Below are 26,685 nucleotides of genomic sequence, written 5' to 3' on the forward strand. Positions count from 1 at the left end.
CCTCCCCCGAATTGGGCAGTCAACTGCGACCACCGCGATTCCTGCCGTCGCGTCGAGGCATTGAAAATGCGTTTCCGGCCGTGCTGATGGACTCGGCCCCGGCGCGACCCGGGTCATCATGCCCGACCGGCGAGACCCTGCCAAGGCTGGACTTCGCCAGCGGTGACGGTGCTGAGAAAACACCGAAAAGCAATGATAAATCAGCTCTTACCATCCAGCCGGTCATCACCGAGAGTAGTAAGCCCAGGTGGCTGACGTTATCCGTCGATCGGACTTGACAGGCGGCCACAGCGCTGGGACGGTACAGCGGCGCATTGATGGCGAACAGCACACGGGGGTGTGAAGCCATGTCCATTCGCACGCTGTTGCATTGGCCTGCACGTGGGTCCTCGAACGGTGGTGAACAGGCCCACCCGAGCTGAGTTTCACGCCGTCCCGCGCCACGCCCTCGATCGTTGACGTCACGGCCTCGGCGTCGTCCCGTCACCTGCCCTGGGCTCCGTACCCTTCCGCACCTTCGCCTGGCGCCGACGCCTGCTCGCCGGCCCTCGGCCCACTCCAGCGATCAACCCGGGGGTTGACGATGTCCTTCGGTCTTCGGCGCACCTTCGACCGGTCCCGCCGGCCGGCTCTCCGCGCCCGGCTGTTGAGCGCGCTCGCCGTGCGCCCGCTCGTCGCGTCGGCGCTTGTCGGCGTCCTCGCCCTCAACCTGGGCGGCAGCGGTGTGAGCGGCCTCTCGCCGTCACCCGCCGGCCGCGGGAGTCAGCACGGCGGGACCGCGGCCGGAGCCAAGCCCGGTCAGGCCTGGGGCGCGGCGTCCGGTCGTTCGCACGTCGCGAAGGGGCAGGTCAACCGCGATCTACCGATGACGGAGCGGGGGCGCTACCCGCTGCACCGCCTGCCTCAGGAGGCCAAGCCGGCCGGCAACAAGGCGACGCTTGCGAAGCCGCCGACCGGCACGTCGAAGGGGTACGACCGGACCACCAGCCGGGAGCGGCCCACGGACCGCGACGCCCACCGGCGGGTGTACGACAACGCCGACGGCACCCGCACCACCGAGTTCTCGTCCGCGCCGGTCAACTACCGGCGCCCCGACGGCAGCTGGGCGCCCATCGACAGCAGCCTGGTCCCGGCCCCGGACGGTTCCGGCTGGCAGAACGCCGCGGACGCCACGGCGGTGCGGCTGGCCGACCGGTCCGACGCCGCCGACCTGGTCCGCCTGACGTTCGAAGGCGGGGCCGAGTTCGGCTTCACCCTGGCCGACGCGGCCGTGGTGACCGGCCGGGCCACCGACGACGCGGTCACCTACCCCGGCGTCCGGCCCGGTGTCGACCTGCGCCTCGAACCGCGCCCCGGCGGTGTCAAGGAGACGCTCGTCCTGCACTCCGCCGCCGCGCCGACCTCCTACCTCTTCCCGCTGCGGCTGCGCGACCTGACCGCGAAGCTCGTCGACGGCCAGGTCGTACTGGCCGACAGGGCCGGCGCGCAGCGCGCCGTCATCCCGCCGGGCTACATGGTGGACGCCGGCGACGGGCTGCGCGGCCCGGCCACCTCCACCGGCGTGCGGTACGAACTGGTCGACGCCGACGGCCGGCCCGCGCTGCGGATGACGCTCGACCGGACGTGGTTGCAGGACAAGGACCGCCGCTACCCGGTCGAGGTCGATCCCACGGTCGGCCCGCCGGTGACCGGCATCGGTGCCGACAGCAGCATGTACGTGCACGGCAGCAGCTCCACTTCCGGCAGCCAGGAGCTGCTGATCGGCCGTGCCAACGGCGCGAACGCCGCCGCGTACCTGAAGTTCGGCGGGCTGGTCAACCAGTTGCGCAACCACACCATCCACGGCGCCGCGCTGTCGGTGGTCAACTACGACGCCGCGTCCTGCAAGCCGCGGGCGGTGACCGTCCACCCGGTCACCGAGGCGTGGTCGGCCGGCACCGGCCACTCCTATCCCGGACCGTCCGTGGGCGGCTCGATCGCCGGCAGGTCCTTCGCGCACGGCTACATCGGCCTCGGTCAGTCCCAGTCCGCCTGCCCCGCGGCCGGCGAGATGTTCGACCTCGGTGTCGCCGGCCGGAACCTGGTTCAGCGGTGGGTCAACGGCCAGCAGGCCAACAACGGCCTCTCGCTGCGGGCGTCGACGACCGACTCGTCGGCGTGGAAGCGGTTCGCCGGTACCGGCACCGCCAACCCGCCGAAGCTCTACGTGACGCACTCGCCGTACAACGCCGCGTACGCCATCCCCAAGCCGACGCCCGAACCGCCGGTGCTGCGCAACCAGGACGGCAAGGTCAAGGTCACGGTGACCAACCTCGGCGCCGAGGACTGGACGCCGGCGAACTACTACCTCGCCTACCGCGTCTACAACGCGCAGACCGGGGCGGCCGTCACCCAGCAGCGCTCCGCCAACCTGCCGGCCACCCTCGCGCGGGGCGCGAAGGTCACCCTCGACGCCACCGTGAAGCGGCTGGAGCCCGGCGCGTACTTCCTCGACTTCACAATGGTCCGCACCGGTGGCGCGGTCTTCACCGATCACCAGGTGCCGCCGGGCCGGATCGTGCTCCAGGTCTTCGACGTCCCACCGGTGGTGCAGGAGTTGTACCCGGGCAACGGGTACCAGGCGCCCACCCTTACCCCGCTGCTGTGGGCGCGGGCGGTGGACACCGACGCCCCTCCGGGAGCCTCCCTCAGCTTCAAGTTCGAGGTCTGTGACCGCACCGACGCCGGCGCGGCGACGAACTGCACCAACTCCGGCTACCTGAACAAACCGTCGTGGGTGGTCCCGGCGGGTCGCCTGTCCTGGAGCAAGTCCTACATCTGGCGGGCGTACGTCAAGGACACCGCGAGCGAGGTGCGATCGCCGGACTCGGTGCTGCTGACCTCGGTGCCCCAGCCCGACCTGCTGTCCCGCATCGCCAACTCACCCGAGGCGGAGCGCGACCGGGAGTTCGACGCCCAGGTCGGCAACTACAGCACGGCGGCCATCGACGCGGCCGTGGTGACCGTCGGTCCCGAGCTGAACCTGCTGCGCACGTACAACAGCCTCGACCCGCGTACGAACGGCGTGTTCGGGGCCGGCTGGTCCAGCCGGTACGACATGAGGCTCACGCCGGACAACGACGGCTCCGGCAACGTGGTCATCCGGTACCCGGACGGCCAGGAGGTCCGGTTCGGGCGCAACCCGGACGGGTCATACGCCGCGCCGTCGGGGCGGGTGGCACGGCTGACCGTCGACAGCAGTACCTGGAAGCTGCTCGACCGGTCCGGTACGACCTACGAGTTCTCGCTCAGCGGCAAGCTCAACAAGATCACCGACAAGCGGTCACGGTCGGTCAAGCTGACCTACGACATCATGACCGGCAAGCTGACGAAGGCCCAGGTCGCCAACAGTCAGACCAACACCGCCGGCCGCGCGCTGCACTTCACCTGGACCGGTGACCGGATCACCGCCGTGAAGACCGACGTGGTCAACGGCGCCCAGCTCGTCTGGAAGTACACCTACACCGGCGACCTGCTCACTACGGTCTGCTCGCCCACCAACGCCTGCACCAGCTACGAGTACGCCGCCGGCTCGCACTACCGCACCGCCGTGCTCGACGCCCGCCCCGACTCCTACTACCGACTGGGTGAGGGAGAGGGCACCGCGGCGGCGAGCGACGTCGCGATCAACCTCGGCAAGGACGCCGCCACCTACAAGAACGTGACGCTGGGCCAGCCGGGAGTGGTCGAGGGCACCAGCAACACCGCGGCGGCCTTGAACGGCACCTCCTCCCACGTCGAGCTGCCCAAGGGCCTGGTGAAGAAGAGCCGGGACGCGGCCGTCGAGCTGTGGTTCAAGATCGGCCTCACTCAGACGGGTGGCCCGCTGATCGGATACCAGGACAAGGCCGTCGGCACCGCACCCACCAGCGGTGTCCCGATCCTCTACACCGGCACCGACGGCCGGCTGCGCGGCCAGTTCGCCGGTGGCACCATCGCGCCGATCACCTCGTCCACCGTCGTCAACGACAACAAGTGGCACCACGTCGTGCTCTCGGCGATGGGCACCACCCAGACGATGTACCTGGACGGCGTCAAGGTCGGCGAGCGTACCGGGCAGACCATCGAGCACTCCCTGCTGACCTTCAACCAGGTCGGTGCCGCCTCGGCCACCACGCCGACCTCGTGGCCCGGCTGGGGGAGCACCGTCCAGCGCTACTTCGCCGGGGTCGTCGACGAGGTCGCCGTCTACTCGCACCCGATCGGCCCGGACACCGCCGCGGCCCACTTTCGGTACGCCAAGCCCGCCGCACAGCAGCTCACCAAGGTCACGCTGCCGAGCGGCAAGGTCGCGAGCGAGGTCGTCTACGACACCGCCACCGACCGCGTCAAGGAGTACACCGACGAGAACGGTGGCACCTGGAAGATCGGTCTGCCCGCCATCTACGGCGGTGACAACGACCTGCGGCGCAGCGTGCAGGTCCTGGACCCGGCCAACCGTCCGCACCTGTACGAGTACGACGCCCTCGCCGGGCGGCTGCTGCGCTCCGGAACCCCACTGGGCCTGGAGACCCGTCCGGAGGACCGGCCGGGTGAGCCCACGACCCCACCCACCCCGCCGCCCACCGAGGTGTGCACGCAGCCGGACCCGAACGACCCCGCCTTCTGCACGATCATCCCGGGCAACTCCGGTGGCCCGGTGTTCGTCCTGCACCCGCTCGACGGGATGGCGATCCGGACCTACTCGTACAACGAGGACGGCTACCAGAGCAAGGTCACCAACGAGAACGGCGACTCGGTGGAGATGACCTACGACAGCAGGGGCCGCCTGGCGACCCGCAAGAGCTGCCGTACCTCCACCCAGTGCTTCACCAGCTACTACACGTACTCGACAACGATCACCGACCCCCTCGACCCCCAGATCGACCTGGCCCTGGAGTCGCGGGACGGGCGGTCGAGCGGTCCCGCCGACAACCGTTACCGCACCAGCTACACCTACGCCACCGATGGGCAGCTGACCAAGCAGACCAACCCGGACGGCAGCTCGGTGGCGCACTCGTACACGATCGGCGCCGAGGCGGCGATCGGTGGCGGCATCGCTCCCGCCGGCCTGCTGAAGTCCAGCACCGACGCGAGGCAGAAGGTCACCAGCTACACCTACTACGGCAACGGTGACCTCGCCCGGGTGACCGAGCCCGGCGGCCTGGTCACCGAGTACACCTACGACACGCTCGGTCGCCGCCTCACCGAGAAGGTCATCTCGGACACCTACCCCGCCGGCGTCACCACCACGTACACCTACGACGAGCACTCCCGCGTGAAGACGGTGACCGGCCCGGTGACCACCGACGCGATCTCCGGCGTCCGGCACCAACTGCGCACCACCAACGACTACGACGCGGACGGCAACGTCACCAAGGCCACCGTCGCCGACCTGCTCGGCGGCGACCCGGACCGGGTCACCACCACCGAGTACGACGAGTACAACCGGCCGGTCAAGGTCATCGACGCCGAGGGCAACGAGACCAGCTACGGGTACGACCGCTTCGGCAACCGGACGTCCATGGTGGACGCCAACGACAACCGCTACGACTGGGCGTACACCGCGCAGAACAAGATCGCCGAGGTGCGGCTGCGCGACTGGCGCAGCGACCCGGAGGGGGCACCGGGCACCGGCACCGGCGACTACCTGGTGCTGCACTCCTACTCGTACGACTTCGCCGGCCGGCTCGCCAGCGACACCGACGCGATGGGTCGACGGCTGGAGTACACGTACTACCGGGACGACCTCCTCCACAAGATCGCGATGAAGGACTTCCGGAACCCGGACGGCTCCAAGCGCGACTACGTCGTCGAGGAGAACACGTACGACGCCGCCGGCAACCTGACCGTCAAGAAGGAGGCCAACGGCACACGGACGAGCCAGTTCACCTACGACAACGCCGGCAAGGTGCTCACGAGCGTCATCGACCCAGGCGGGCTCGCCCGGACCACCACCACCGCGTACGACCTGAACGGCAACGTCACCCGAACGACGCGCACCGGCAAGGCGTCCAACGTGCCGTGGGCCGTCCCGGTCGTCAGCGAGACCGTCGACTACACGTACGACAACGACGGCAACCTGTTGACCGAGAAGGTCACCGCCGGCAGTGAGAGCAGGACCACGAGCTACACCTACGACCGGCGCGGCCTGCGGCTGACCGTCACCGACCCGCGGGGCAACGTCGCGGGCGCCGACAAGGCGGCGTTCACCACGACCTACCGCTACGACGAGCTCGGCCGGCAGGTAGGCACCACCGGCCCGGCCGTCACGGCGGAGAGCGACGGTGGTGCGCCGGCCCCCGCCCGCGCCGAGGTGACCGTCGGCTACAACACCTTCGGCGAGCAGGTCGCCACCCGCGACCCGCGCGGGCAGGTCTCCCGGGTCGAGTACGACAAGCTCGGCCGCCCGGTGCGCAACATCGCCCCGTCCTACCTGCCCCCGGGTGTCACCGAGCAGTTCACGCCGGAGATCCGCAGCAGCTACGACGGGCTCGGCAACGTCCTGGAGAGCATCCGGCCCAGCGGCACGACCCGCTTCACGTACGACCAGCTCAACCGCCTGGTGACCCGGGATGAACCGGCAGCGGACAACGACGATCGTGCGGTCACCCGGTACACCTACACCCGCACGGGCGAGGTGCTGTCGGTCACCGACCCCACCGGGGCCCGGATCGAGTCCACGTACGACGACCTGGACCGCCAGGTCACCCAGACCCGCGTCGAGCGCCATCCGGTGCCGAAGAACCTGGTCACCCGGATGGTCTACGACGACAACGGCAACCTGACCTCGATCGTCTCGCCGACGGGCGCGACCACCGTCAACGCCTACGACGCCGTCGGCGACGTCATCCGGACCACCGCGGCCACCGGCGAGGCCACCGTCTTCGGCTACGACTACGCCGGCCGCCAGGTGCGCGTCTCCGACGGCCTGGGTCGCACCACCCGCATCGGGTACGACCTCTTCGGCAACCGCACCAGCGACGCCAACCTCGCACCCGACGGCTCGGTGCTGCGCACGCAGACCTACGCCTACGACGAGGCCGGCAACATGATCTCGTCGACGGACCCTTACCAGACGGTCACCCGGTACGAGTACGACGCCGCGAGCCGGCTGGTGAAGCAGATCGAACCGGTCACCGACGCCACGTCGATCACGACGACGTTCGGTTACGACGTCGCCGGCAACCGCACCCGCTACACCGACGGCCGCCAGAACTCCACCATCTACACGTACAACACTCTCGGGCTGCCGGAGTCGGCGATCGAGCCGGCGACGGCCGCGCACCCGGCGGCGGCTGACCGGACCTGGACGGTGGCCTACGACGCCGAGGGCCGGGCGGTCCGGCTGAGCGCGCCGGGCGGCGTCAGCCGGCAGCGGACCTACGACGCGGCCGGTCGCCTGAAGGCCGAGACCGGTTCGGGCGGCGAGACCGCGACCGCCGCGCGCAGCCTCGGGTACGACCGGGCGGGCCGGCTCACCAGCGTGAGCGCCCCGAACGGCACCAACACCTTCAGCTGGAACGACCGGGGAGCGCTGCTCTCCACCACCGGCCCGTCGGGTGCCGCCAGCTTCGGCTACGACGATGACGGCCGGATGACCTCACGGACCGACGTGACCGGCACCGCGACCTTCGGCTACGTCAAGGGCCGGCTCGACACGCTCACCGACTCGATCACGGGCCAGGCCCAGAAACTGAGCTACGACGCTGCCGGCGAGGTGAAGACCGTCGACTACGGCGGCGGGCGGATCCGCACCTTCGGCTACGACGACTACGGCCGGGTCAGCAGCGACACGTTGAAGAACGCCGCCGGATCGGTGGTCGCCTCGGTGACCTACGGGTTCGACCTGAACGGCCACCTCACCAGCAAGAAGACCACCGGCACCGCCGGCTCCGGCGACAACAGCTACACGTACGACAAGGCGGGCCGGCTCACCTCCTGGACCAGCCCGGCCGGCACGGTCGACTACGCGTGGGACGACAGCGGCAACCGGGTCCGCGCCGGCTCGAAGACGGCGACCTTCGACGAGCGCAACCGGTTGCTCTCCGACGGCGACTACACCTACGCCTACACCGCCCGCGGCACGCTGCGCAGCCGCACCAGTTCCGGCCTGACCGACCAGTACTCGTTCGACGCGTTCGACCGGCTCACCGCCGCCGAGGGACAGAGCTACGGGTACGACGGCCTGGACCGGCTGGTGTCCCGCACCGGGACGACCTTCACCTACGCCGGTCCGGGTGACGAGGTGGTCCACGACGGCGTGGAGTACTTCGCCCGCGGGCCGGCCGGCGAACTGCTGGCCACCGGCCAGGGCAGCAACGAACGGCTCTCGCTGACCGACGCGCACGGCGACGTCGTGGCCGCCTTCGACCCGGCCAACACCGATCTGACCGCGCTCAACGACTCGACCGCGTACGACCCGTTCGGCAAGAAGATCAACAGTGTCGGGGACACCGGCAACCTGGGCTTCCAGGGGGACTGGATCGATCCCGACACCGGCCAGGTCGACATGGGCGCCCGCTGGTACAACCCGGGCACCGGCACGTTCACCTCGCGGGACAGCGTCAACTACAGCAGCGGCGACTCGATCCTCGCCAACCGGTACGCGTACGCCGCCGGCGCCCCGCTCGACTTCGACGACCCGGACGGCCACTGGCCGCGGTGGGTCAAGCGGGCGGCACGGGTGGTCAGCAACACCGTGTCGCACGTGACGAGCACGGTCAGCAGCTGGACGTCGACCGCGTACAGCTGGGGGCGCGCCGCCTGGGACTACGGCCGTTCCGCCCTGCGTGCCATCGGCAACGGCATCAGCTGGGTCGCGAAGAAGGTCGTGACCGGCATCACCACGGTTGTGCGCAAGGTCGGCGAGGGTGTCAACGCCATCCGCAACGGCAACTTCAAGGACTGGGCACGGCAGCAGGCCCGTGCTGCGGCCCAACGGATACACCAGGCCAAGGTCGCGGTGACGAAGGCGGCCAAGGCGGCGGTCCAACAGGCGGTCAAGTTCACCAAGTTGCCGGTCGTGCAGGCTTTGACCAAGCCGCTGATAGCCGGGGCGAAGCTGGTCTCGGCGGGCATCAAGGTCGCGGCGAGCGTCGTGGCGGTGACCGCACAGGCCATCAAGGATCCGGAAAAGTTCCGGCAGAACCTGTTCCTGGAGGTCTCACAGAAACTCGCGCCACTCGTCGAGGGCGCATCAGCGATGTGGGACAAGGCGACCCAGTTCGTCGAGGACCACGCCGCCGAGATCGCCGGCTTCGCGGTCGGTGCGGTCGTGGGTATCGGCTGCGGCGCGGCGATCGGCTGGACCGGGGTCGGCGCGGTCGCCTGCGGCGCCCTCGCGGGCGCGGTCGGCTCGGCGGTCACCGGCTACATGAACGGAAAGCGCGGCTGGGACCTGGTCGGCGACGCGGCCCTGGGCGGGTTGTTCGGGGCGGCCGGGGGCGCCCTCGGCTCCATGGCGGGTCAGGCTATCGGCGCCGGTGTCCGTGCGTTGGGCGGCGGTCTACGGGCGGCCGGCAGCAAGGCCTTGAGCGCTGGGGTCGGCGAAGCTCGCGCGATCGGCGGGGGCATGCGGGACCTCGCGCGGAAGGCGCTCGGCCGGTGCCCGAACAGCTTCACCGGCGAGACCCGCGTGCTCATGGCGGATGGCAGCCACAAGCGCATCGACCAGGTGAAGGTCGGCGACAAGGTCCTCGCCACGGACCCGACAACCGGGCGTACGGAGGAGCGGGCCGTCACGGCACTCATCGATGGTTCCGGCGGCAAACAACTCGTCAGGATCACAATCGATGTGGATGGAACAGGGGGCAATCGGACTGAAGATTTGACGGCTACCGACGGGCATCCGTTCTGGGTGCAGAGCGAACAGCGGTGGGTCGAGGCCAAGGACCTCAAGCTGGGTCACGTCTTCGAAACCGCCGACCACCGGCCAGCTTCGGTCTCCAGTACAAAGAGGTGGTCCGAGTTCCGGTCGGTTTACAACCTGACGATCGACGGCCTGCACACGTACTATGTGGTCGCCGGGGGGACGTCGGCTCTCGTCCACAACGACGTTTGCACTCTGGCTTCCGTTGGTAGGCCCGGTGACCAAATTGTTCTTGGCGCTCTTCCCGATACTGACATCGCCAAGCCCGTGCCGGGTCTTGTGGTGCTCGATGACCCTGCTTGGACCTTCGCCGGCAACATGCAGTGGATCGAGGACGTGGCGGATGCCGGCCGGGAGATCTACCTGGCATCTCCTATCCGGTTCCAAACGCTATGGGACTCGAAGAACGCGCGGCACCGGGTCTTTCACCACGAGATTCAGGCGCTGCTACGGCGCGGATACGAGTTTGTCGATGAGACAAAGATGGTGCCTGGGAGGAAGCCCTGATGACAAAGTCCTCCGATCTCGGTGAAATGCTGCGGTTCAGGCCCCGAGAGGATTATCTGCGGAAACCGATGCCGTCAGAGCGGGACGAGCGGATCACCGGTCTTGTCGAGAAACTGGGTGAGGGGCCAGCCTTCGAAGCGGCAACACGATCTGTGGCGGCCGTGGGGGAGACGGTCTTGAGTCCATATGTGCAGCGAGCCGCAGCCCTCGCTGTGCGGCTGGCGACGCCTCGGTACCTGCGGGCGGGACTCCGCGCGGCGGCCCTCATGGGTGCCAGTGAAGACCCTCGTGACGTGGCCATCGTTCTTGCGCTGCTGTGGCGCAGCGCCGAATTGTTGAAACTTGATCCGGGCGCGGAGTTTAAAGGGATCGCCCGTGCTCTCGGGCCGTACGGGGAACCGTTGGTTGCCTTCGCGGCCCGGCCGCCCGAAGCCCGCACGCTGCAAGCCATGGGTTATGTGGAAATCGGCGAAGGGAACCATTTCCACTACAAGTGCCAATGGTAGCTTCCGTTCATGACTCGGCCATCGGGGGTGCAATGATCCCTTGCCGATATGGCCCCTTCGCAGCCCTTTCTATATACGTCAAGGCCCGGACTCGAGAAAGGGAAGTCATGATTTCTCGCGCAGGGAAGTCCCTTATCCCCCTCATTGCGATTGTTGTCATCCTGACGACGGGCCGGGTGCTGCCGGCCGTCGCCGACGCGGCCGGAAAGGGCGGGGACTTCGTACCCGTCAACACCGTCCTGCTGGACACGCGTAACGGCACCGGTGGCGTGACGGGCGTGCGGCCCGCCGGCTCCACGACGACCGTCACCGCCCTCGGTGTCGGCGGCGTGCCCACCACCGGTGTGCGTGCCCTCCTGGTGGACGTCACCGCCATCGCGCCCACCGGGAACACCCACCTGACCGTGTTCCCGCACGGCGCGACCCGTCCCGTCGCCTCCTCGCTCAACGCCTCGAAGGGCGAGGTTCTGTCCAACTCGGTCGTCGTCGCCCCCGGCACCGCCGGCAAGCTGGACATCTACCACCACAGCGGAAGCACCCACATCAAGCTCGACGTGCAGGGCTACTTCACGACGAGCACGAGCGGCGCCGGTGGGGCGTTCGTGCCGGTCGACCACACGCGACTGGTGGACACCCGCAGCGGCCTCGGCACCAGCACCGGCCCTCTCGGCGCCAACGGCGGCAGCCGTACCGTCACGCTGACCGGCGGGGTGGTTCCGGCTGGGGCGTCGGCGGCGATGATCGACGTGATCGTCACCAACGCCACCGGTCTCGGCTATCTCACCGTCGCGCCGGCGAACCAGGCCGGCGCGGCCAACACCCTCGACTACCAGGTCGGGATCACGTCGATGGGCATGAGCGTGAAGCTCCCCGCCGACGGCAAGGTGGTCCTCACCAACCGGGGCAGCGGCACGGTGCACGCGCTCGTCTCGGTTCAGGGCTACTTCACGGCTACGCCGACCACCGGTGCCGGCCTTCGTACCGTGCCGGCCAGCCGGCTGCTGGACACCCGGAACGTGGGCGCCAAGACGCCGCTGGCCGCCGGGGCGACGGTCGACGTCGCGATCGGTGGCACGAACGGCCTGCCGACCCGGGGTATCGCGGGCGCGGTGCTGAACCTGGCCGCGGTCGGCCCGACCGCCACCGGTCACCTGACCGTGTGGCCGCTCGGTGCGACGCCGACGACGGCGTCGGCCGGCAACTTCAGCACCGGCCAGATCGCCCGGTCCAGCCTCGCGGTCACCAAGGTCGGCACCGAGGGCAAGATCCGGATCAGGAACAACAGCAGCGGCACGCTGCACCTGCTGGTCGACCTGCAGGCCTGGTTCGCCGACCCGGTGCAGGAACTGACGCCGGTGCCGTTCACCCGGATGGCGGTGCTGCAGGGCGAGCCGGACGGCGCCCAGCTTCGCAAGATCACGCTTGCGTTCACCAACAACGCCGGCGGGGTCCAGGTGGGCACCATGGAACCCGGGAACTACAACTCCGTCGTCTGGGCCCCGGTGTTCGGGCAGGAGGCGTACGTGGGACCGCCGTCGCTGCACCAGCGTGCGGACAAGGGGATCCAGGTCGCGGCCCAGAACGTCGACACGGACATCTGGTCGACCAACGAGAACACCGAGGTGGACTACACCTGGCCGGCACCGACGAGTCTGGGTGGTTCGATGGCCGGTCCGCCGACCGGGGTACGCGTCACGGACAACGGCAGCCAGGTCGACGTCCTCTTCGCCGTCGACGTCGACGGCCGGCTGTGGCACTACCGGCAGACCGGACCGTCGCCGGCCTGGGTGAGCCTCGGCGATGCGGACCTGGCCGGTGAGGTCACCGCGGTCAAGGCGGACGACAACGCCGTGCGGCTGGTCGCCCGAACCATCGCCGGCACGGTGAAGACCGCCCTCTACTTCCCGGACGGTGCCCTGTCCGGCTGGACCGACCTCGGAGGTGACATCACCGGCACGCCGGCAGCCGTCTCCCTGCTGGGCTACCGGACCCGGATCGTCGTGCGTGAATCCGACGGGTCGATCCGCACCAAGGTCGAGGTCTCGTCCGGGTCGTGGTCGACCGGGTGGGAGCGGATCGGCGACTTCACCGCCGCCGGCTCTCCCGCGGTGATCCTGGACCCGGTGCTGACCCGGGTGGCGGTGGTCGCTCGCGGACACGACAACGAGCTGCACCAGGTGTTCGAGACGGCGACCGGATCGAACACCTGGGGACAGTGGTCGGTGCTGAACCCGGACCCGGTGAGCTACCCGGAGAACGTGGCCACCGACCCCGCGGTCGCCGTGGTCTCGACCGGCGCCGAGCAGTCCTTCATCATCGTGTTCCGCAACCAGAACGGTGCCTTCCGCGCCTACGAGCGTCGGCTCTCCTCCACCGAGGGCCAGCGCCTGGCGTCGGCGCGGGTCTCGTACACCGGACACACCTTGCCGGTACCGCCGGCCAACTGAACCACCCGCCGATCGAGGAGTTCCCGCTGGCCCCCGGGCCGGCGGGAACTCCGCTTTCGCACCGGGCAGGCGGGCGTTCCCGGGGACGGACCGGAACTCGTTCCGTCCGAAGATCCCACCGATCCGATCTTTTGCGGGGACGTTCCGCACGGTTTAATGCTCGGTAACTTGTGGCGCACGCCACAGGTAACCCTTGGGGGTGCCGTGCTGCAGGTACGGAATCTCGAGGTCGTCTACGACGACGTGATGCTGGTCCTGCGCGGCCTCAGCATCAGCGTGCCGCCCGGGGCGATCGTCGCGCTGCTCGGCGCGAACGGTGCCGGCAAGACCACCCTGCTGCGGGCGATCACCGGCCTGCTCGACATCCACGACGGCGAGGTGGCCCGGGGTGAGGTCACGCTGGACGGCGAGCCGCTGCACCGGCTGCGGCCGGCGGCGATCGTCCGCCGGGGCGTCGCCCAGGTGATGGAGGGGCGGCGCATCTTCGGGGAGCTGTCGGTCGAGGAGAACCTGCGCCTCGGCGGGCACACCGACCCGCGTCGGATCCCGGGCCGCCTCGACGAGGTGTACGAGCTGTTCCCGGTGCTCGCCGAGCGGCGCCGCCGCACCGCCGGCTACCTCTCCGGCGGCGAGCAGCAGATGCTGGCGATGGGGCGGGCGCTGATGGCCGGCCCGCGCTACCTGCTGCTGGACGAGCCCAGCCTGGGTCTCGCGCCCCGCCTCGTGGAGCAGGTCCGGGAGCTGATCCTGCGGATCAACGCCGCCGGCACGGCCGTGCTGCTGGTCGAGCAGAACGCCACCATGGCGCTGTCGATCGCCGCGCACGGCTACGTGCTGGAGACCGGCCGCGTGGTGCTGGACAAGCCGGCGGCGCAGCTGCTCGCCGACGACGACGTCCGCGAGTTCTACCTCGGGCTGCACGCCGGCGACGGATCCACCCGGCGGTCGTTCCGGGACGTCAAGCACTACCGGCGACGGAAGCGGTGGCTGTCGTGACCGAAGAACCGATCCTGACCTTCGACGACGTGCGGCTCGCCTTCGCGGGCGTACGGGCGATCGACGGGGTGAGCTTCAACGTCGGGCGGCAGGAACTGTTCGCGGTGATCGGGCCCAACGGCGCTGGCAAGACCTCCATCTTCAACGTGCTCTCCGGGGTCTACCGGCCACAGGCCGGGCGGGTGGTGTTCGACGGCGTCGACCTGGTGGGCCGCCGCCCGCACGAGATCGCCGCCCTCGGCCTGGCCCGCACCTTCCAGAACGTCGAGCTGTTCGCCAACCTCACCGTCCTGGAGAACCTGCTCCTCGGGCGGCACCACCACATCCGCTACGGGCCGCTGGCGGCGGTGCTGTGGCGGGGCCGGGCCCGCCGTGCGGAACTGGCCGCCCGCGCGGCGGTCGAGGAGATCGTCGACTTCCTGGAACTGGAGCAGTGGCGGCGGATGCCGGTCGGGCTGCTGCCGTACGGGGTGCAGAAACGGGTGGAGCTCGGCCGGGCGCTGGCCATGGAACCGAAGCTGCTGTTGCTCGACGAGCCGGTGGGCGGGATGAACCTCGAGGAGACCGAGGACATGGCCCGCTACATCCTCGACGTCCGCGAGGAGCTGGGCATCCCGATCGTGCTCGTCGAGCACGACATGGGTCTCGTCATGGACCTCGCCGACCGCGTACTCGTGGTCGATTTCGGACAGCCGGTCGCCACCGGGCCGCCCGCCGAGATCCAGCACCACCCCGACGTGATCCGCGCCTACCTGGGGGAGGTGAGCACGACGTGAGCACCACGACCGCGCCGACGGGGGCGGCCGCCGCGGACACCGCCGGCGCCGCCGCCACCACGATCGCCTCGCGGGTACGCGCCCGCGCCCGCGCCACGCCGCGCCGGGTGGCGATGCGGGAGAAGGTCCGGGGCGTCTGGACGGAGGTGAGCTGGGCGGCCTACTGGGACACCGTGACCAGCGTGGCGCACGGCCTGCTCGCCCTGGGCGTCGGTCCCGGAGACCGGGTGGCCGTGCTGGCGGAGAACCGGCGCGAGTGGCTCTGGACCGACGTGGCGACCGTCGCCGTGCGCGCGGCAACCGTCGGGCTGTACCCGACGAACCCGGCCGGCGAACTCGGCTACCTGCTGGCGCACTCCGGCGCGCGGGTGCTCGTCGCCGAGGACCAGGAGCAGGTGGACAAGGTCCTCGACGTCATCGCCGACTGCCCCGACCTGGAGCGCGTGGTCTACCTGGAGCCGCGTGGCGTACGCGGGCGTTACGACCACCCCGCCCTGCTGCAGTGGGACGACTTCGTAGCGCTCGGCGAGGCGCACCGCATCGCCCACCCGGGCGAGGTCGAGCGGGCGATGACCGCCGCGACGGACACCGACGTGGCCACCCTCATCTACACCTCGGGCACCACCGGCCGGCCCAAGGGCGCCATGCTGACCAACGCCAACGTGGACTTCGCCGTGCGAACGGTCACCGAGGGCCGGGGCCTGTCCGACCCGCCGCCCGGCCCGGACGACCTGATCCTGTCGTACCTGCCGCTGTGCCACGTCGCCGAGCGGGTCTTCACCACGTGGGGCAACGCCGGCGCCGGTGTGCAGGTCAACTTCGCCGAGTCCATCGCCACCGTGCCGGCGAACCTGCGCGAGGTGCAGCCCACCCTGCTGTTCGGGGTGCCGCGCATCTGGGAGAAGATCCTCGCCACGGTCACCACGCGGGTCGCCACCGCGTCGCCGCTCAAACGCGCGGTCGCCCGGTTCTGGCTGCGGGTCTCGGACCGGATCGGGGCGCGGCTGGTGGCGACCGGCGGGCGGCACACCGCCGCCACCCGGCTGGCGTACGCGATCGGCTGGATCTTCTGCTACCGGGCGCTGCGCGAGCGCATCGGTGTGCGCCGGGTCCGCTACGCCGCCTCCGGCGCCGCCCCGATCGCGCCGGAGGTGCTGCGCTTCTTCATGGGCATCGGGGTGCCGATGCACGAGGTGTACGGCATGACCGAGAACTCGGCAATCGCCACCGGCAACCGGCCGGGCCGGGTGAAGCTGGGCACGGTCGGCGAACCGCAGTCCGGTGTGGAACTGCGCATCGACGAGGCCACCGGGGAGATCCTCACCCGCAGCCCCGGCGTCTTCGCCGGCTACCTCGACGACCCGGCCGCCACCGCGGCGGTGCTGGAGCCCGACGGCTGGCTGCACACCGGCGACGTGGGGGAGTGGGTGGACGGCAGGCACGTGCGGATCACCGGCCGCGCCAAGGACATCATGATCACGGCCGGCGGGAAGAACATCGGCCCGGCCGGCATCGAGAACGAACTGAAGGCGTCCCCGTACGTCAAGGAGGCCGTGCTGATCGGCGACCGCCGCCCGTACCTGGTGGCGCTGATCGGCATCGAGCCGGACACGGTCGGGCAGTGGGCGCAGGCCCGCCGCCTGCCGTACACCACCTACCGGGACCTGACCACCAAGCCGGAGGTGGTCGAGCTGGTCCGCGGAATCGTCGACGAGGTCAACCGCCGCCACCCGCCGGTCGAGCAGGTCAAGCGGTTCCGGCTGCTGCCGAAAGAACTCGACGAGGACGACGGCGAACTGACCGCCACCCAGAAGGTCCGCCGGGAGGCAGTCACCCGGGCCTTCGCCGACCTGGTCGACGACCTGTACGGCCCGGGCGGTGACCGGTGACCGAGCTGATCGAGAGCCTGCTGCGCGGGCTCGGCACCGGCAGCGTCTACGCCCTGCTCGCGCTCGGTTTCGTCATCATCTACAAGGCCACCCGGGTGATCAGCTTCGCGCAGCCGGCGTTCATGCTCGCCGGCGTCGTCGCGGTCACCTACCTCACCCCCGAGGTCGGCTTCTGGGCGGCCGTGCCGCTCGCGGCGCTCGGCACCGCGCTGCTGGCGCTCGGCGTCGAGCGCACCGCCGTACGTCCCATGGTGGGGCGGCCGGCGTTCGTCGTCGCCATCATCACGCTCGGCGTGGACGTGGCGGTCCGGGTGGTGGTCAACGCGTTCATCGGTCTCGACGTGCGGCACGTCGGCGACCCGTGGGGGCTGCGCACTCTCGCCCTCGGCCCGGTCGAGATGCAGCAACGGCACCTCGCGGCGGTCGTCGCGGCCGCCCTGCTGGTGGCCGGGCTGTTCGCATTCTTCCGGTTCACCCGCACCGGCCTGGCGATGCGCGCCGCCGCGCTGGACCAGGAGGCCGCGCTCGCGCACGGCGTCTCGGTCGGCGCGGTGTTCGCGATCAGCTGGGCCCTGGCCGGCGGCCTCGCCGCGGTGGCCGGCACCTTCGCCGCCGCGGGGGGCAGCGTCGACGGCGCGCTGTGGCTGATCGCGTTGACCGCCCTGCCGGTGATCATCCTCGGCGGGCTGGACTCGCTGCCCGGTGCCGTGATCGGCGGGCTCGCCGTCGGCGTCCTGCAGGAGTTCGTCGCCACGTACGCCAACGACGTCGCCTGGCTCGGCGGCAACGTCTCGGTCATCACCCCGTACGTGCTGATGCTTGTGGTGCTGCTGGTCCGGCCGTACGGGCTGTTCGGCACCCGGGAGGTGGAACGGGTTTAGCGCCTCGATGGATGAATCCAGCGATTCTTGGCTCAGACCGCACCCGACCGACCCGTAGGAGGTGATCGTATGGCTTACGTCATCAGCACCAACACGGTTGCGCTCTGCCGTGGCGAGGATCGTCCTCGCGGCGTTCAGGTCACGTCCCGCGGTGTAACCACAGTGCTCGCACCTGAAGGTTCTCGCACCCAAACCGATGCGGTTCTTGGCTCTCGAACCACATTCGGCGCAGGTCATGGTGGTGTAGGCCGGCGGTACAAGCACCACCGTGCGTCCGGCTCGCCTACCGCGCTCGATCAACTCGCGCTTCGCCGCGCCGATGGCGGCATCCGCAGACTTGCGCGCCATAGTGGACTTGGCGAGGAACACTGGCTTGAAGTCTTCGACAGCGATCATCTGATGGTCGGCGACTATCTTCTTCGCCCACTGTCGGGTGACGTGCGTGTTTTGGCGAGCTGCCTTCTTATGCAGCCTTGCAACTTGGCGTCTTGCGTTGGCGTACCCCTTGGAGGGGCTGTGACCTTTAGGTCTACGACGGCGGCTCATCTTGCGTTGCGCTTTCGCAAGCTCGTCCGCACACCTCTTGCGGTATCCAAGGTATGGCAGGTCGTACACGGAGTTTGTGGTGGTGGCGGTGACCTTCACACCCCAGTCGATGCCAATAGAGCCGCTCGCCGACGGGAAGTCTTCTGTGTCCCGCCTGACTACGAAAGACGCGTACCAGTGCCCAAGGACGTCTCGGTAGACGCGGACGCTCGTTGGCTCCGACGGAAGCTCCCGGGACCAAACGACCGGGATGTCGATGCCGCCCGCGAGGCGCAACCGCCCGTTCCTGAGGGTGAATCCCCGGACCGTGTACTCGAGGGTTGGAAGAGCCCTTTTGCGGTGTTTGACACGCGGCCTACCTCGGCCCTTGATCTTGAAGGAGTGGCTGAGGGCGAGAACGTAAGTGCGCAACGTCTGCTGCTGCGCCACCTGAGAGCCTTGCCGGAGCCAGGTGAACTGGGAGCGAGCGTAGGTAAGCATCTTGGACAGACTGCGAAGAGTCGGTCTGTTGCCGACCTTTTGCTGGTGCACCGCCTCGTTCCAAAGAAAGCGACAGCGCCCCCATTCAGCTGTCAGAGCAGCGGTCGCCTTCGCGCCCGGTCGCAGCCGGTAGGTGTAGCGCACTATCTCTCGCACGTCGTGCAGCGTAGAACGAAGGTGGGACAACCAACGGCAGAGAAGACCAACCGCGTCCGGGGCGGTGAACGATGAGGCACCGGCCGCTGCTGCGCACGTCGTACGCCGAGGACCTGGCGCTGCTGGACACCCCGGCCAAGCGGTGGTGGACCGGTGCGTTGCTGGTGCTGGCGTTCGCGCTGCCCTTCCTGCTCACCGACGACCTGCTGCAACTGCTCGCGGTGTGCTGCGTCGCGGCGATCGGCGCGATCGGGCTCGGCCTGGTCACCGGGTACGCCGGCCAGGTCTCCCTCGGGCATGCCTTCTTCCTCGGCATCGGGGCGTACACCGCCGCGGCGCTGAGCGGCGACCCGGACGGCCGGGTGATCGGCCTCGGCGTCACCGACATCGCGCTGTGGCTGCCGGCCGCCGGGGTGGTCGCGGCGGTGGCGGGCGTGCTGGTCGCGCCGCTCGCGACCCGTCTGCGCGGCCTCTACCTGGCCATCGTCACCCTCGGCCTGGTCTTCATCGGCCAGCACGTCTTCAACGAGTGGTCGTCGCTGACCGGCGGCGCGGGCGTCGGCCGTCCGGCGGCCACGCTGGAGTTCCTCGGCCGTCCCCTCGCCGTCACCGACTCGGTGGCCACCCGCGACCAGAAGCTGTTCTGGCTGATGCTGGTGCTGCTGCTGGTCTTCGCGCTGGCCGCCCGTAACCTGGCCCGCTCCCGGATCGGGCGGGCGTTCACCGCGATCCGCGACCGGGACATCGCCGCCGGGGTGATCGGGGTGAACCTGCCTCGTTACAAGACGATCGCGTTCGCCGTGTCGTCGTTCTACGCCGGCTGCGCCGGCGCGCTGCTCTACACCGTCACCGGCTTCTTCGACCCCAGTTCCTTCAGTCTGCTGCTGTCCGTGCAGTACATCGCCATGGTGCTCATCGGCGGCGCGGGCACCATCTCCGGCGCGATCGCCGGGGCGTTCTTCATCACCCTGCTGCCCCGGCTCACCCGGGAACTGCAGGCGTGGGTGCCGTTCATCAGCACCCAGCCGAACGAGGTGCCGAACGTCTTCCAGGTGGAGACGATCCTCTACGGCGCACTCATCATCGTCTTCCTCATCTTCGAACCACGCGGGTTGTTCGGCCTCTGGGTCCGGGCCCGCACCTACTGGAAGGCGTGGCCGTTCTCCTACTGACCCAAATGTGAGGAAGCCATGGCAAGACCAACGTCGCGGATCGCCCTCGGGGCGGCCCTGCTCCTGCTGGCCGCCGGCCTCACCGCCTGCCGGGGCGGTGACACCGAGACCGACGACTCCGGCCTGAAGACCGACGTGGGCGTGACCTCCGAGCCGTGCCCGGAGGCGGTGGACAAGGAGAAGGGGTGCATCTACCTCGGCATCATCTCCGACCTCACCGAGGGCCCGTTCCGGGCGCTCGCGGTGCCGATCACCGACGCGCAGAAGGCGTTCTGGAAGCGGGTCAACGCCGGCGGTGGAATCGGCGACTACGAGGTGGACGTCAGCCGGTACGTGCGTGACAACAAGTACAACCCGCAGACCCACAACCAGGTCTACCAGGAGATCAAACCGAACGTGCTGGCGCTGGCGCAGAGCCTTGGCTCGCCCACCACCGGCGCGATCCTGGGCGACATGAAGGCGAACAACGTGATCGCCGCGCCGGCGGCCTGGACCTCCGGGTACGCCTTCGAGGACGTGATCATCGAGTCCGGTGCCAACTACTGCATCGAGTCGATGAACGCCCTCGACTACGCGCGGGAGGCGTACAACCCGAAGACGGTGATGGCCGTGCACCTGGCCGGCGACTACGGCGACGACGCCGCCGCCGGGGTGAAGCTGGCCGCCGAGGCGCTCGGTATGACGTTCACCGACGTCAAGACCGACTCGGGCGCCGACAAGCAGGCCGGCGCCATCCAGGCCATCCTCACCGGCAAGCCGGACCTGGTGGTGCTGACCATGGGCCCGGCGGACGCGGCCACGATCGTCGGCCAGGCTGTCGCCCGCGGCTTCGCCGGCCGGTTCATCGGCACCAGCCCGACCTGGAACCCGGCGCTTTTGCAGAGCCCGGCCGCGCCGGCGCTGCTGGCGAGGTACGAGCAGTCCGCGCCCTGGAACGCGTGGGCCACCGACACCCCGGGGCACCGGGCGCTGCGGGAGGCGCTGCCGGGCATCACCCCGAACGACGGCTACACGGCGGGCTGGGTGTGGTCGTACCCGATGAAGGCGGCGCTGGAGAAGGCCGTCGCCGACGGTGACCTGACCCGGGCCGGGCTGCTCAAGGCGGTCAAGTCCCTGTCCAAGGTCGACTACGAGGGCATGCTGCCCGACGGCGCCGGCAACTACGCCGCCGGGCCGAACGACGGGGCGGTCCGGGTGACCGCCATCTACAAGCCGGACCAGGCCGCTCCGACCGGGGTCAGCCAGGTCCGGGACCTGTTCACCGGACCGACCGCGGCGGCGTACACGCTCGACCGGCCCTGCTACGAGAAGCTGTGAACCCTGGCGGGCCCCGGTCGCACCGGCGACCGGGGCCCGCCGCATCCCGGTCCCGCCGGGCACTTCCGGCACGGAAGCGGTCTGGTGCAACGTTGCTCGCTTTCGTCGCACTCTCCGCATACGGTCCTTAACCGAACTATCCTCATCTCACTGCATAAATCGCCTGAAGCTGGCCCCGGCACGACAGGCATGATGTTCGTGAGAGAGGACGCATGAAGCGCGTTCGATCGTCGGGGTTCGGCCCGGCACCCTGGATCTCTCGTCTTGTCGGCGTGCTTCTGACCGCTGTGCTCGGCCTGGCGCTGCTGCCCGGTACGGCCGCGGTCGCGGGCGGCGGCCACGGCGCAGCCACGGTCCGCGTCATGACCCAGAACATGTACGTGGGCAGCGACTTCCAGGCGATCGCCGAGGCACAGACGCCGCAGGAGTTCCTGGCGGCGGTGTCGCTGACGTACCAGCGGATCCTGGCGTCGGATCCAGCGGAGCGCGCCGCCGCGGTGGCGCGTGAGATCGCCCGGAACCGGCCCGACCTCGTCGCCCTGCAGGAGGCGGACATCGTGCGCACCGGCACCCTGCCCGCGACGAACGTGGAATCCGACCAGCTCAAGGCTCTCCTCGGCGCGCTCGGCCGGCTCGGCCTGCACTACGAGGCGGTCGCGATCGTGCCCGAGCTCGATGTCGAGGCTCCCAGCTCGCTCGGCTTCGACGTACGTCTCACCGAACGGAGCGTGATCCTCGCCCGGGTCGGCCACGTCACGGTGTCGAACCTGCAGGTGCAGACGTTCGCGGTCAACCAGGTGCTCCAGTCGGCGGTCGGCCCGATCGCGAGCCGGAACGGTTGGGCCTCCGTCGACGCCACGGTCCGCGGCCGGACGTTCCGGTTCGTCACGACGCACCTGGAGCCGACGCCGCCGTTCACCATCCAGCAGGCCCAGGCGCGGGAGCTGGTTGCCAGCGCGGCGAGCACCCGACTTCCGGTGGTGTTCGCCGGTGACTTCAACACCACCGCCGACGACCCGCAGGACCCGACCTTCCCGACGTACCAGTTCCTGCTCGACTCGGGCTTCGTCGACGCCTGGAGCGAGGAGCGCTCCGACGATCCCGGTTTCACCTGCTGCCAGGCGCCCGACCTGCGCAACCCGGTCTCGACGCTGAGTCTGCGGATCGACCTGGTCCTGTTCCGCGGCAACGTCGGCGTGAAGGAGATCCACCTCGTCGGCGACGAGCAGAGCGACCGTACGCAGTCCGGGCTTTGGCCGTCCGACCATGCCGGCGTCGTCGCGACGCTGCGCCCGCCGCCGATCAAGCCGAAGGCACCCTACGCGCGGCTGCCGTGACCGGCGGACCGGGGCCGTACCGCGGTGGACGGCCCCGGTCCCCGGCTCAGCGGTAGATCCGCAGGTGGTCGAACTCGGCGGTCGCCGCCGGCTCGGCGCCGTGCCGTACTCGACCTGGCGGTGTTCCAGATCGCGACCTGGGCCCGCTATCCCTTCCTACGCCGAGGTGGCGGGCTTGAGCCAGCCGTGCCGAAGGGAGTGGTTCGGGCCGGGCTGAATTCCTCTGGGTGGGATAGGAGGATTGTTCGGACTTGGGCTGTCGCACGTGATTACGTTGTCACACAGGGTGACGTTCGCCGTGATGACGCGACGGGAGAGAGGACCCGACCAATGCGTGTGCCCAGCCGAAGTCCGGGACAGCAGCCCGGTCCGGTCTCGCCCACCGCGCCCGCCCGACGGCGGGCCCCGTCCGCCCTGTCCCGGCGCGCCACGGCGGCCCAGCCCGACCTCGACGCCTACCGGGCGGCCGTCGCCGACCTGCTGATCGAGGTGGGCGCTCTCGCCGGGGCGCCCGGCACCGCAGCCCGGCAGGTGCTGATCGACCAGCGGCTGCGCGAGCCGGCCATCGCCGCCGTGCTGAACGCCACTCCGCAGGGCCTGGTCGGCGCCCGGGAGACACTGCTGCTGGAGATGGCGCGGTACCAGCCGAACGAGCGCAGCTCCGCAGCCGACCTCACCGCCCTCGTCCGGATCTACCTGCTGTCGCGCATCGACGTGATGTGGTGGCGTGACGCGCCCACCTACCTCACCGACGAGCAGGTGAACGCCAGCCCCGACCTGGTCGACCTGGAGTGGCTGCGCCGGCGTGACCTGCTGCGCTTCCGCTACCAGGAGCAGCCGGCCACGCTGCTCGGCCGGGGGGTGCGGGCGCTGCGGCGCCGGGTCCGCCCCGCCGCCACCCCGCGCACGGCCGGCCTGCTGTTCCGCCGGGCCCGCCGGGAGGTCGTGGCGCTGCTCAACGACATCGGCCGGGAGTTCGCCGCACGGACCCCGGTCGGCACGCCGCCGCTGTGGGTGACCAGCCTGGTCCGCAGCGCCGAGCACCAGCACCGGCTGCGGCGGCTGGGCTACGCGGCGATGGTCCCCAGCGGTCACTGCCTCGGCTGGGCGGTGGACGTGGAGATGGAGTGGTTCGGCCGGTTCGGGGTCCGGCAAACACTGGCCGACCTGCTGCTCGCCCGGCAGCGGACGGGCGAGGTCAACGTCGTCGACGAGGGGCAGGCCTGGCACCTGTGCCTGGCGCCGGCGGCGCGCCGCCGGCTGCGGCGGGCGTACGAGACCGAGATGGGGGTCTGAGCCGATGTGCGGCATCGCGGTGAGTCTCGGCCCGGAGGCCGACCCGGCCCGCTTCCGGCGGATGCTGGCCACGCTGGACACCCGGGGCGAGGTGACCGAGACCCGCTCCGAGAACGGCCTGCTCACCGGCGTGCGCCGGTTGCGGGTGGTGGACCGCGAGCGGGCCGTGCAGCCCTGGGTCTCCGCCGACGAGCGCTTGGTGCTCTGCTACAACGGCGAGGTCTTCAACCACCACGAGCTGCGGGCGGAGCTGACCGCGCTCGGGCACCGCTTCCGTAGCGTGAGCGACACCGAGGTGGTGCTCGCCGCGTATCTGCGCTGGGGCGAGGGCATGGTCTCCCGGCTGCGCGGCGAGTACGCCTTCGCGATCGTCGAACGGGCCAGCGGCCGTGCCTACCTGGTCCGCGACCCGCTCGGCGTCAAGCCGCTGTACTGGACCCGGACCCCGGGCTGCCTGCACGTGGCGAGCGAGGTCAAGGCCCTGGTCGGCTTCGGCACGCCGATCGTCGAGGTGCCGCCGGGGCACCACGGCTGGGCGGACGCCGACCGGCCGGTCCGGCTGCGCCCCTACGTCGACCTGCTCTCCCTCGGCGCGGGGCTGCCGACGGTGGACGACCCGGACGAGGCCGCCCTGCTCGTCCGTGCCGCCCTCACCGACAGCATCCGGGCACGGGTGGACACCGACCTGACCGTCGGCGTGGTGCTGTCCGGCGGCCTGGACAGCTCCCTGGCCCTGCTGCACCTGCGCGAGATGCACCCGGACTGCGTCGCGGTCACCGTCGGCGTGCCGGAGAGCCCCGACCTCGCGTACGCGCGGCGGCTGGCCCGGGACCTCGGCGTGCCGCACGAGGTGGTGGAGCTGCGGCCGCGCGACATCCGGCTGGCGGAGATCCGGGAGGCCATCCGCGTCTCGGAGCTCACCGAGTACGGCGACATCATCAACGCGGTGGTCTCGGTGCCGCTGTTCCGGCGGCTACGGGAGCTGGGCGTGAAGGTGGTGCTCACCGGCGACGGCTCGGACGAGCTGTTCGGCGGTTACCCCATGTACCACCAGGTCGGCCCCGAGGCGGCCCGCCGGCTCTTCCTCCACAAGATCCGCAACCTCTGCCGTACGGAGTTGCAGCGGGTCGACCGGGCGAGCATGGCGTACGGGGTGGAGGCCCGGGTGCCGTTCCTCGACCTGAGCGTGGTGGAGCTGGCGATGCGGCTGCCCGTCGGACTGAAGCTGCGCGAGGGGCAGGAGAAGTGGATCGTCCGGCGGGCGTTCGCCGACCTGCTGCCCGACTACATCCGCCGCCGGCCGAAGAATCCGATGTCGTACTCGTCCGGCCTGCACGAGCGCGCCCGCCTCTACAAGCCGCTCTTCGCCCGGCTGCACCGCTCGTTCGGCTACGACCTGCTCGAACCGGTGCGTCGCGACTTCGACAGCGTCCTCACCCGCTGTGGTAACGACCTGGATCGGGCCATCGCCGCCGGGCGGGCCCGTCGGGACTACACGATGCTGGAGCACGCCCGGGACCTGGTGGGCGCGGCGAAGTGGAATGCGGTGCCGGTCGTGCGCCGGCTGGTCGGGCCGCGCCAGACCCGCGGGGACGGCGCGCCGCTGCCGGGGTGACCGGCCCGGGTTGACTCTGACACCGTGTCAGGGCTGACCGTGGAGGGACCATGCTCACCATCGGAGACTTCGCACGGCTCGGCCGGGTGTCGGTCCGGATGCTGCGTCACTACGACAGCGTCGGCCTGCTCCGGCCGGCCGCCGTCGATCCGCACAGCGGGTACCGGTACTACACCGCCGAGCAGCTCCGCCGGCTCAACCGGGTGATCGCGTTGAAGGATCTCGGCCTCACCCTGGCACAGGTGCGGGCGGTCCTCGACGACGTCCTGGACGTCGCCGAGCTGCGCGGCATGCTGCGGCTGCGCCGCGCCCAACTGGAGGCGCAGCTCGCGGCGGACACCGCCCGGCTGGCGGGGGTCGAGGCGAGGCTCCGGGCGATCGAGACGGAGGGTCGCATGACCACTCAGGACGTCGTACTGAAGGAACTGCCGCCGGTCCGCGTGGCCGAGCTGACGGCCGTCGCCGCCAGCTACGAGAGCGCCGACATCGGTCCGGTGATCCAGCCGCTGTACCCGGAGCTGTTCCGGCGGCTGGAAGCGGCGGGCGTGACGCCCACCGGACCCGGGCTCGCGTACTACGAGCCGGCCGGCGACGGCGAGAAGGTCGTCGTTCACGCCGGCGTCGGTGTGGCGGTCGTACCGGACCGGCTTCCGGACGTCGCGGTGGTCGACCTGCCGGGGGTGCCGGCCGCGGCCACCGTCATCCACCACGGGTCGATGGACGAGGTGGAGGGCACGATGCAGGTGCTCGCCCGGTGGATCGAGGAGAACGGCTGGCGCGCGGACGGCTACGCCCGGGAGCTGTACGTCGAGTACTGCGCCGAGGACCCGTCCGGTGGTGTCACGGAACTGCAGTTGCCGGTGCGCCGCGGCTGA

13 protein-coding genes and 1 pseudogene are annotated in these 26,685 nt (G+C 70.2%); 13 read left to right on the top strand and 1 reads right to left on the bottom strand.

The annotated features are described in order from the left end of the window. The first annotated feature begins 583 nt into the window (after nt 1-583). The 7 genes from ABTW87_RS21310 (at nt 584) to ABTW87_RS21340 (ending at nt 17,891) form a co-directional block, all read left to right on the top strand. Nucleotides 584-10,396 carry a polymorphic toxin-type HINT domain-containing protein gene (locus tag ABTW87_RS21310; protein ID WP_350652639.1) on the top strand — a complete coding sequence of 3,271 codons (9,813 nt, stop codon included), beginning with the start codon at nt 584-586 and terminating at the stop codon, nt 10,394-10,396. Continuing rightward, nucleotides 10,396-10,902 carry a hypothetical protein gene (locus tag ABTW87_RS21315; RefSeq protein ID WP_350652640.1) on the top strand — a complete coding sequence of 169 codons (507 nt, stop codon included), beginning with the start codon at nt 10,396-10,398 and terminating at the stop codon, nt 10,900-10,902. Before ABTW87_RS21310 ends, ABTW87_RS21315 begins: the two co-directional genes overlap by 1 nt. A 176-nt stretch (nt 10,903-11,078) precedes the next feature. Beyond that, nucleotides 11,079-13,349, top strand: coding sequence for a DUF8189 domain-containing protein (locus ABTW87_RS21320; protein ID WP_350652642.1), 2,271 nt, complete (start codon nt 11,079-11,081; stop codon nt 13,347-13,349). 156 nt (nt 13,350-13,505) lie between these two features. After that, complete coding sequence (locus tag ABTW87_RS21325; RefSeq protein WP_350652643.1) at nt 13,506-14,345, top strand: ABC transporter ATP-binding protein; 840 nt, start codon at nt 13,506-13,508, stop codon at nt 14,343-14,345. Continuing rightward, nucleotides 14,342-15,121 (top strand): ABC transporter ATP-binding protein, encoded by a 780-nt coding sequence (locus ABTW87_RS21330; RefSeq protein ID WP_350652645.1) that lies wholly within the window; start codon nt 14,342-14,344, stop codon nt 15,119-15,121. The genes ABTW87_RS21325 and ABTW87_RS21330 overlap by 4 nt, the downstream gene beginning before the upstream one ends. Beyond that, on the top strand, nt 15,118-17,010 hold the full coding sequence (locus ABTW87_RS21335) for an AMP-dependent synthetase/ligase (RefSeq protein ID WP_350652647.1): 1,893 nt from the start codon (nt 15,118-15,120) through the stop codon (nt 17,008-17,010). Before ABTW87_RS21330 ends, ABTW87_RS21335 begins: the two co-directional genes overlap by 4 nt. Beyond that, nucleotides 17,007-17,891 carry a branched-chain amino acid ABC transporter permease gene (locus ABTW87_RS21340; RefSeq protein ID WP_350652649.1) on the top strand — a complete coding sequence of 295 codons (885 nt, stop codon included), beginning with the start codon at nt 17,007-17,009 and terminating at the stop codon, nt 17,889-17,891. Before ABTW87_RS21335 ends, ABTW87_RS21340 begins: the two co-directional genes overlap by 4 nt. A gap of 123 nt (nt 17,892-18,014) precedes the next feature. Here ABTW87_RS21340 and ABTW87_RS21345 read toward each other — a convergent pair. Then, nucleotides 18,015-19,073 (bottom strand): annotated as a pseudogene (locus ABTW87_RS21345) (RNA-guided endonuclease InsQ/TnpB family protein); the annotation flags it as partial. Nucleotides 19,074-19,144: 71 nt separating this feature from the next. Here ABTW87_RS21345 and ABTW87_RS21350 point away from each other — a divergent pair. The 6 genes from ABTW87_RS21350 (at nt 19,145) to ABTW87_RS21375 (ending at nt 26,685) form a co-directional block, all read left to right on the top strand. Continuing rightward, nucleotides 19,145-20,245, top strand: coding sequence for a branched-chain amino acid ABC transporter permease (locus ABTW87_RS21350; RefSeq protein ID WP_350652651.1), 1,101 nt, complete (start codon nt 19,145-19,147; stop codon nt 20,243-20,245). A gap of 18 nt (nt 20,246-20,263) precedes the next feature. Beyond that, nucleotides 20,264-21,562, top strand: a complete 1,299-nt coding sequence (locus ABTW87_RS21355) for an ABC transporter substrate-binding protein (protein WP_350652653.1) — start codon at nt 20,264-20,266, stop codon at nt 21,560-21,562. A gap of 272 nt (nt 21,563-21,834) precedes the next feature. After that, a complete protein-coding gene (locus ABTW87_RS21360; protein WP_350652655.1) occupies nt 21,835-22,899 on the top strand; it encodes an endonuclease/exonuclease/phosphatase family protein in 1,065 nt (354 codons plus the stop codon). Between the two features lie 330 nt (nt 22,900-23,229). Next, nucleotides 23,230-24,195 carry a DUF5715 family protein gene (locus ABTW87_RS21365; RefSeq protein WP_350652657.1) on the top strand — a complete coding sequence of 322 codons (966 nt, stop codon included), beginning with the start codon at nt 23,230-23,232 and terminating at the stop codon, nt 24,193-24,195. A gap of 4 nt (nt 24,196-24,199) precedes the next feature. Continuing rightward, nucleotides 24,200-25,810: an asparagine synthetase B family protein gene (locus ABTW87_RS21370; RefSeq protein ID WP_350652658.1), complete on the top strand. Its 1,611-nt coding sequence runs from the start codon at nt 24,200-24,202 to the stop codon at nt 25,808-25,810. A gap of 50 nt (nt 25,811-25,860) precedes the next feature. After that, complete coding sequence (locus ABTW87_RS21375; protein WP_350652659.1) at nt 25,861-26,685, top strand: MerR family transcriptional regulator; 825 nt, start codon at nt 25,861-25,863, stop codon at nt 26,683-26,685.

Source organism: Micromonospora sp. NPDC126480, from assembly GCF_040302465.1.
GTDB lineage: Bacteria > Actinomycetota > Actinomycetes > Mycobacteriales > Micromonosporaceae > Micromonospora.

Bases quoted from the DNA above. Each gene is read 5' to 3' on its own strand.
- ABTW87_RS21375 (WP_350652659.1), top strand. From the start codon at position 25,861: ATGCTCACCATCGGAGACTTCGCACGGCTCGGCCGGGTGTCGGTCCGG.
- ABTW87_RS21325 (WP_350652643.1), top strand. From the start codon at position 13,506: ATGCTCGGTAACTTGTGGCGCACGCCACAGGTAACCCTTGGGGGTGCC.
- ABTW87_RS21365 (WP_350652657.1), top strand. From the start codon at position 23,230: ATGCGTGTGCCCAGCCGAAGTCCGGGACAGCAGCCCGGTCCGGTCTCG.
- ABTW87_RS21355 (WP_350652653.1), top strand. From the start codon at position 20,264: ATGGCAAGACCAACGTCGCGGATCGCCCTCGGGGCGGCCCTGCTCCTG.
- ABTW87_RS21315 (WP_350652640.1), top strand. From the start codon at position 10,396: ATGACAAAGTCCTCCGATCTCGGTGAAATGCTGCGGTTCAGGCCCCGA.
- ABTW87_RS21370 (WP_350652658.1), top strand. From the start codon at position 24,200: ATGTGCGGCATCGCGGTGAGTCTCGGCCCGGAGGCCGACCCGGCCCGC.
- ABTW87_RS21310 (WP_350652639.1), top strand. From the start codon at position 584: ATGTCCTTCGGTCTTCGGCGCACCTTCGACCGGTCCCGCCGGCCGGCT.
- ABTW87_RS21350 (WP_350652651.1), top strand. From the start codon at position 19,145: ATGAGGCACCGGCCGCTGCTGCGCACGTCGTACGCCGAGGACCTGGCG.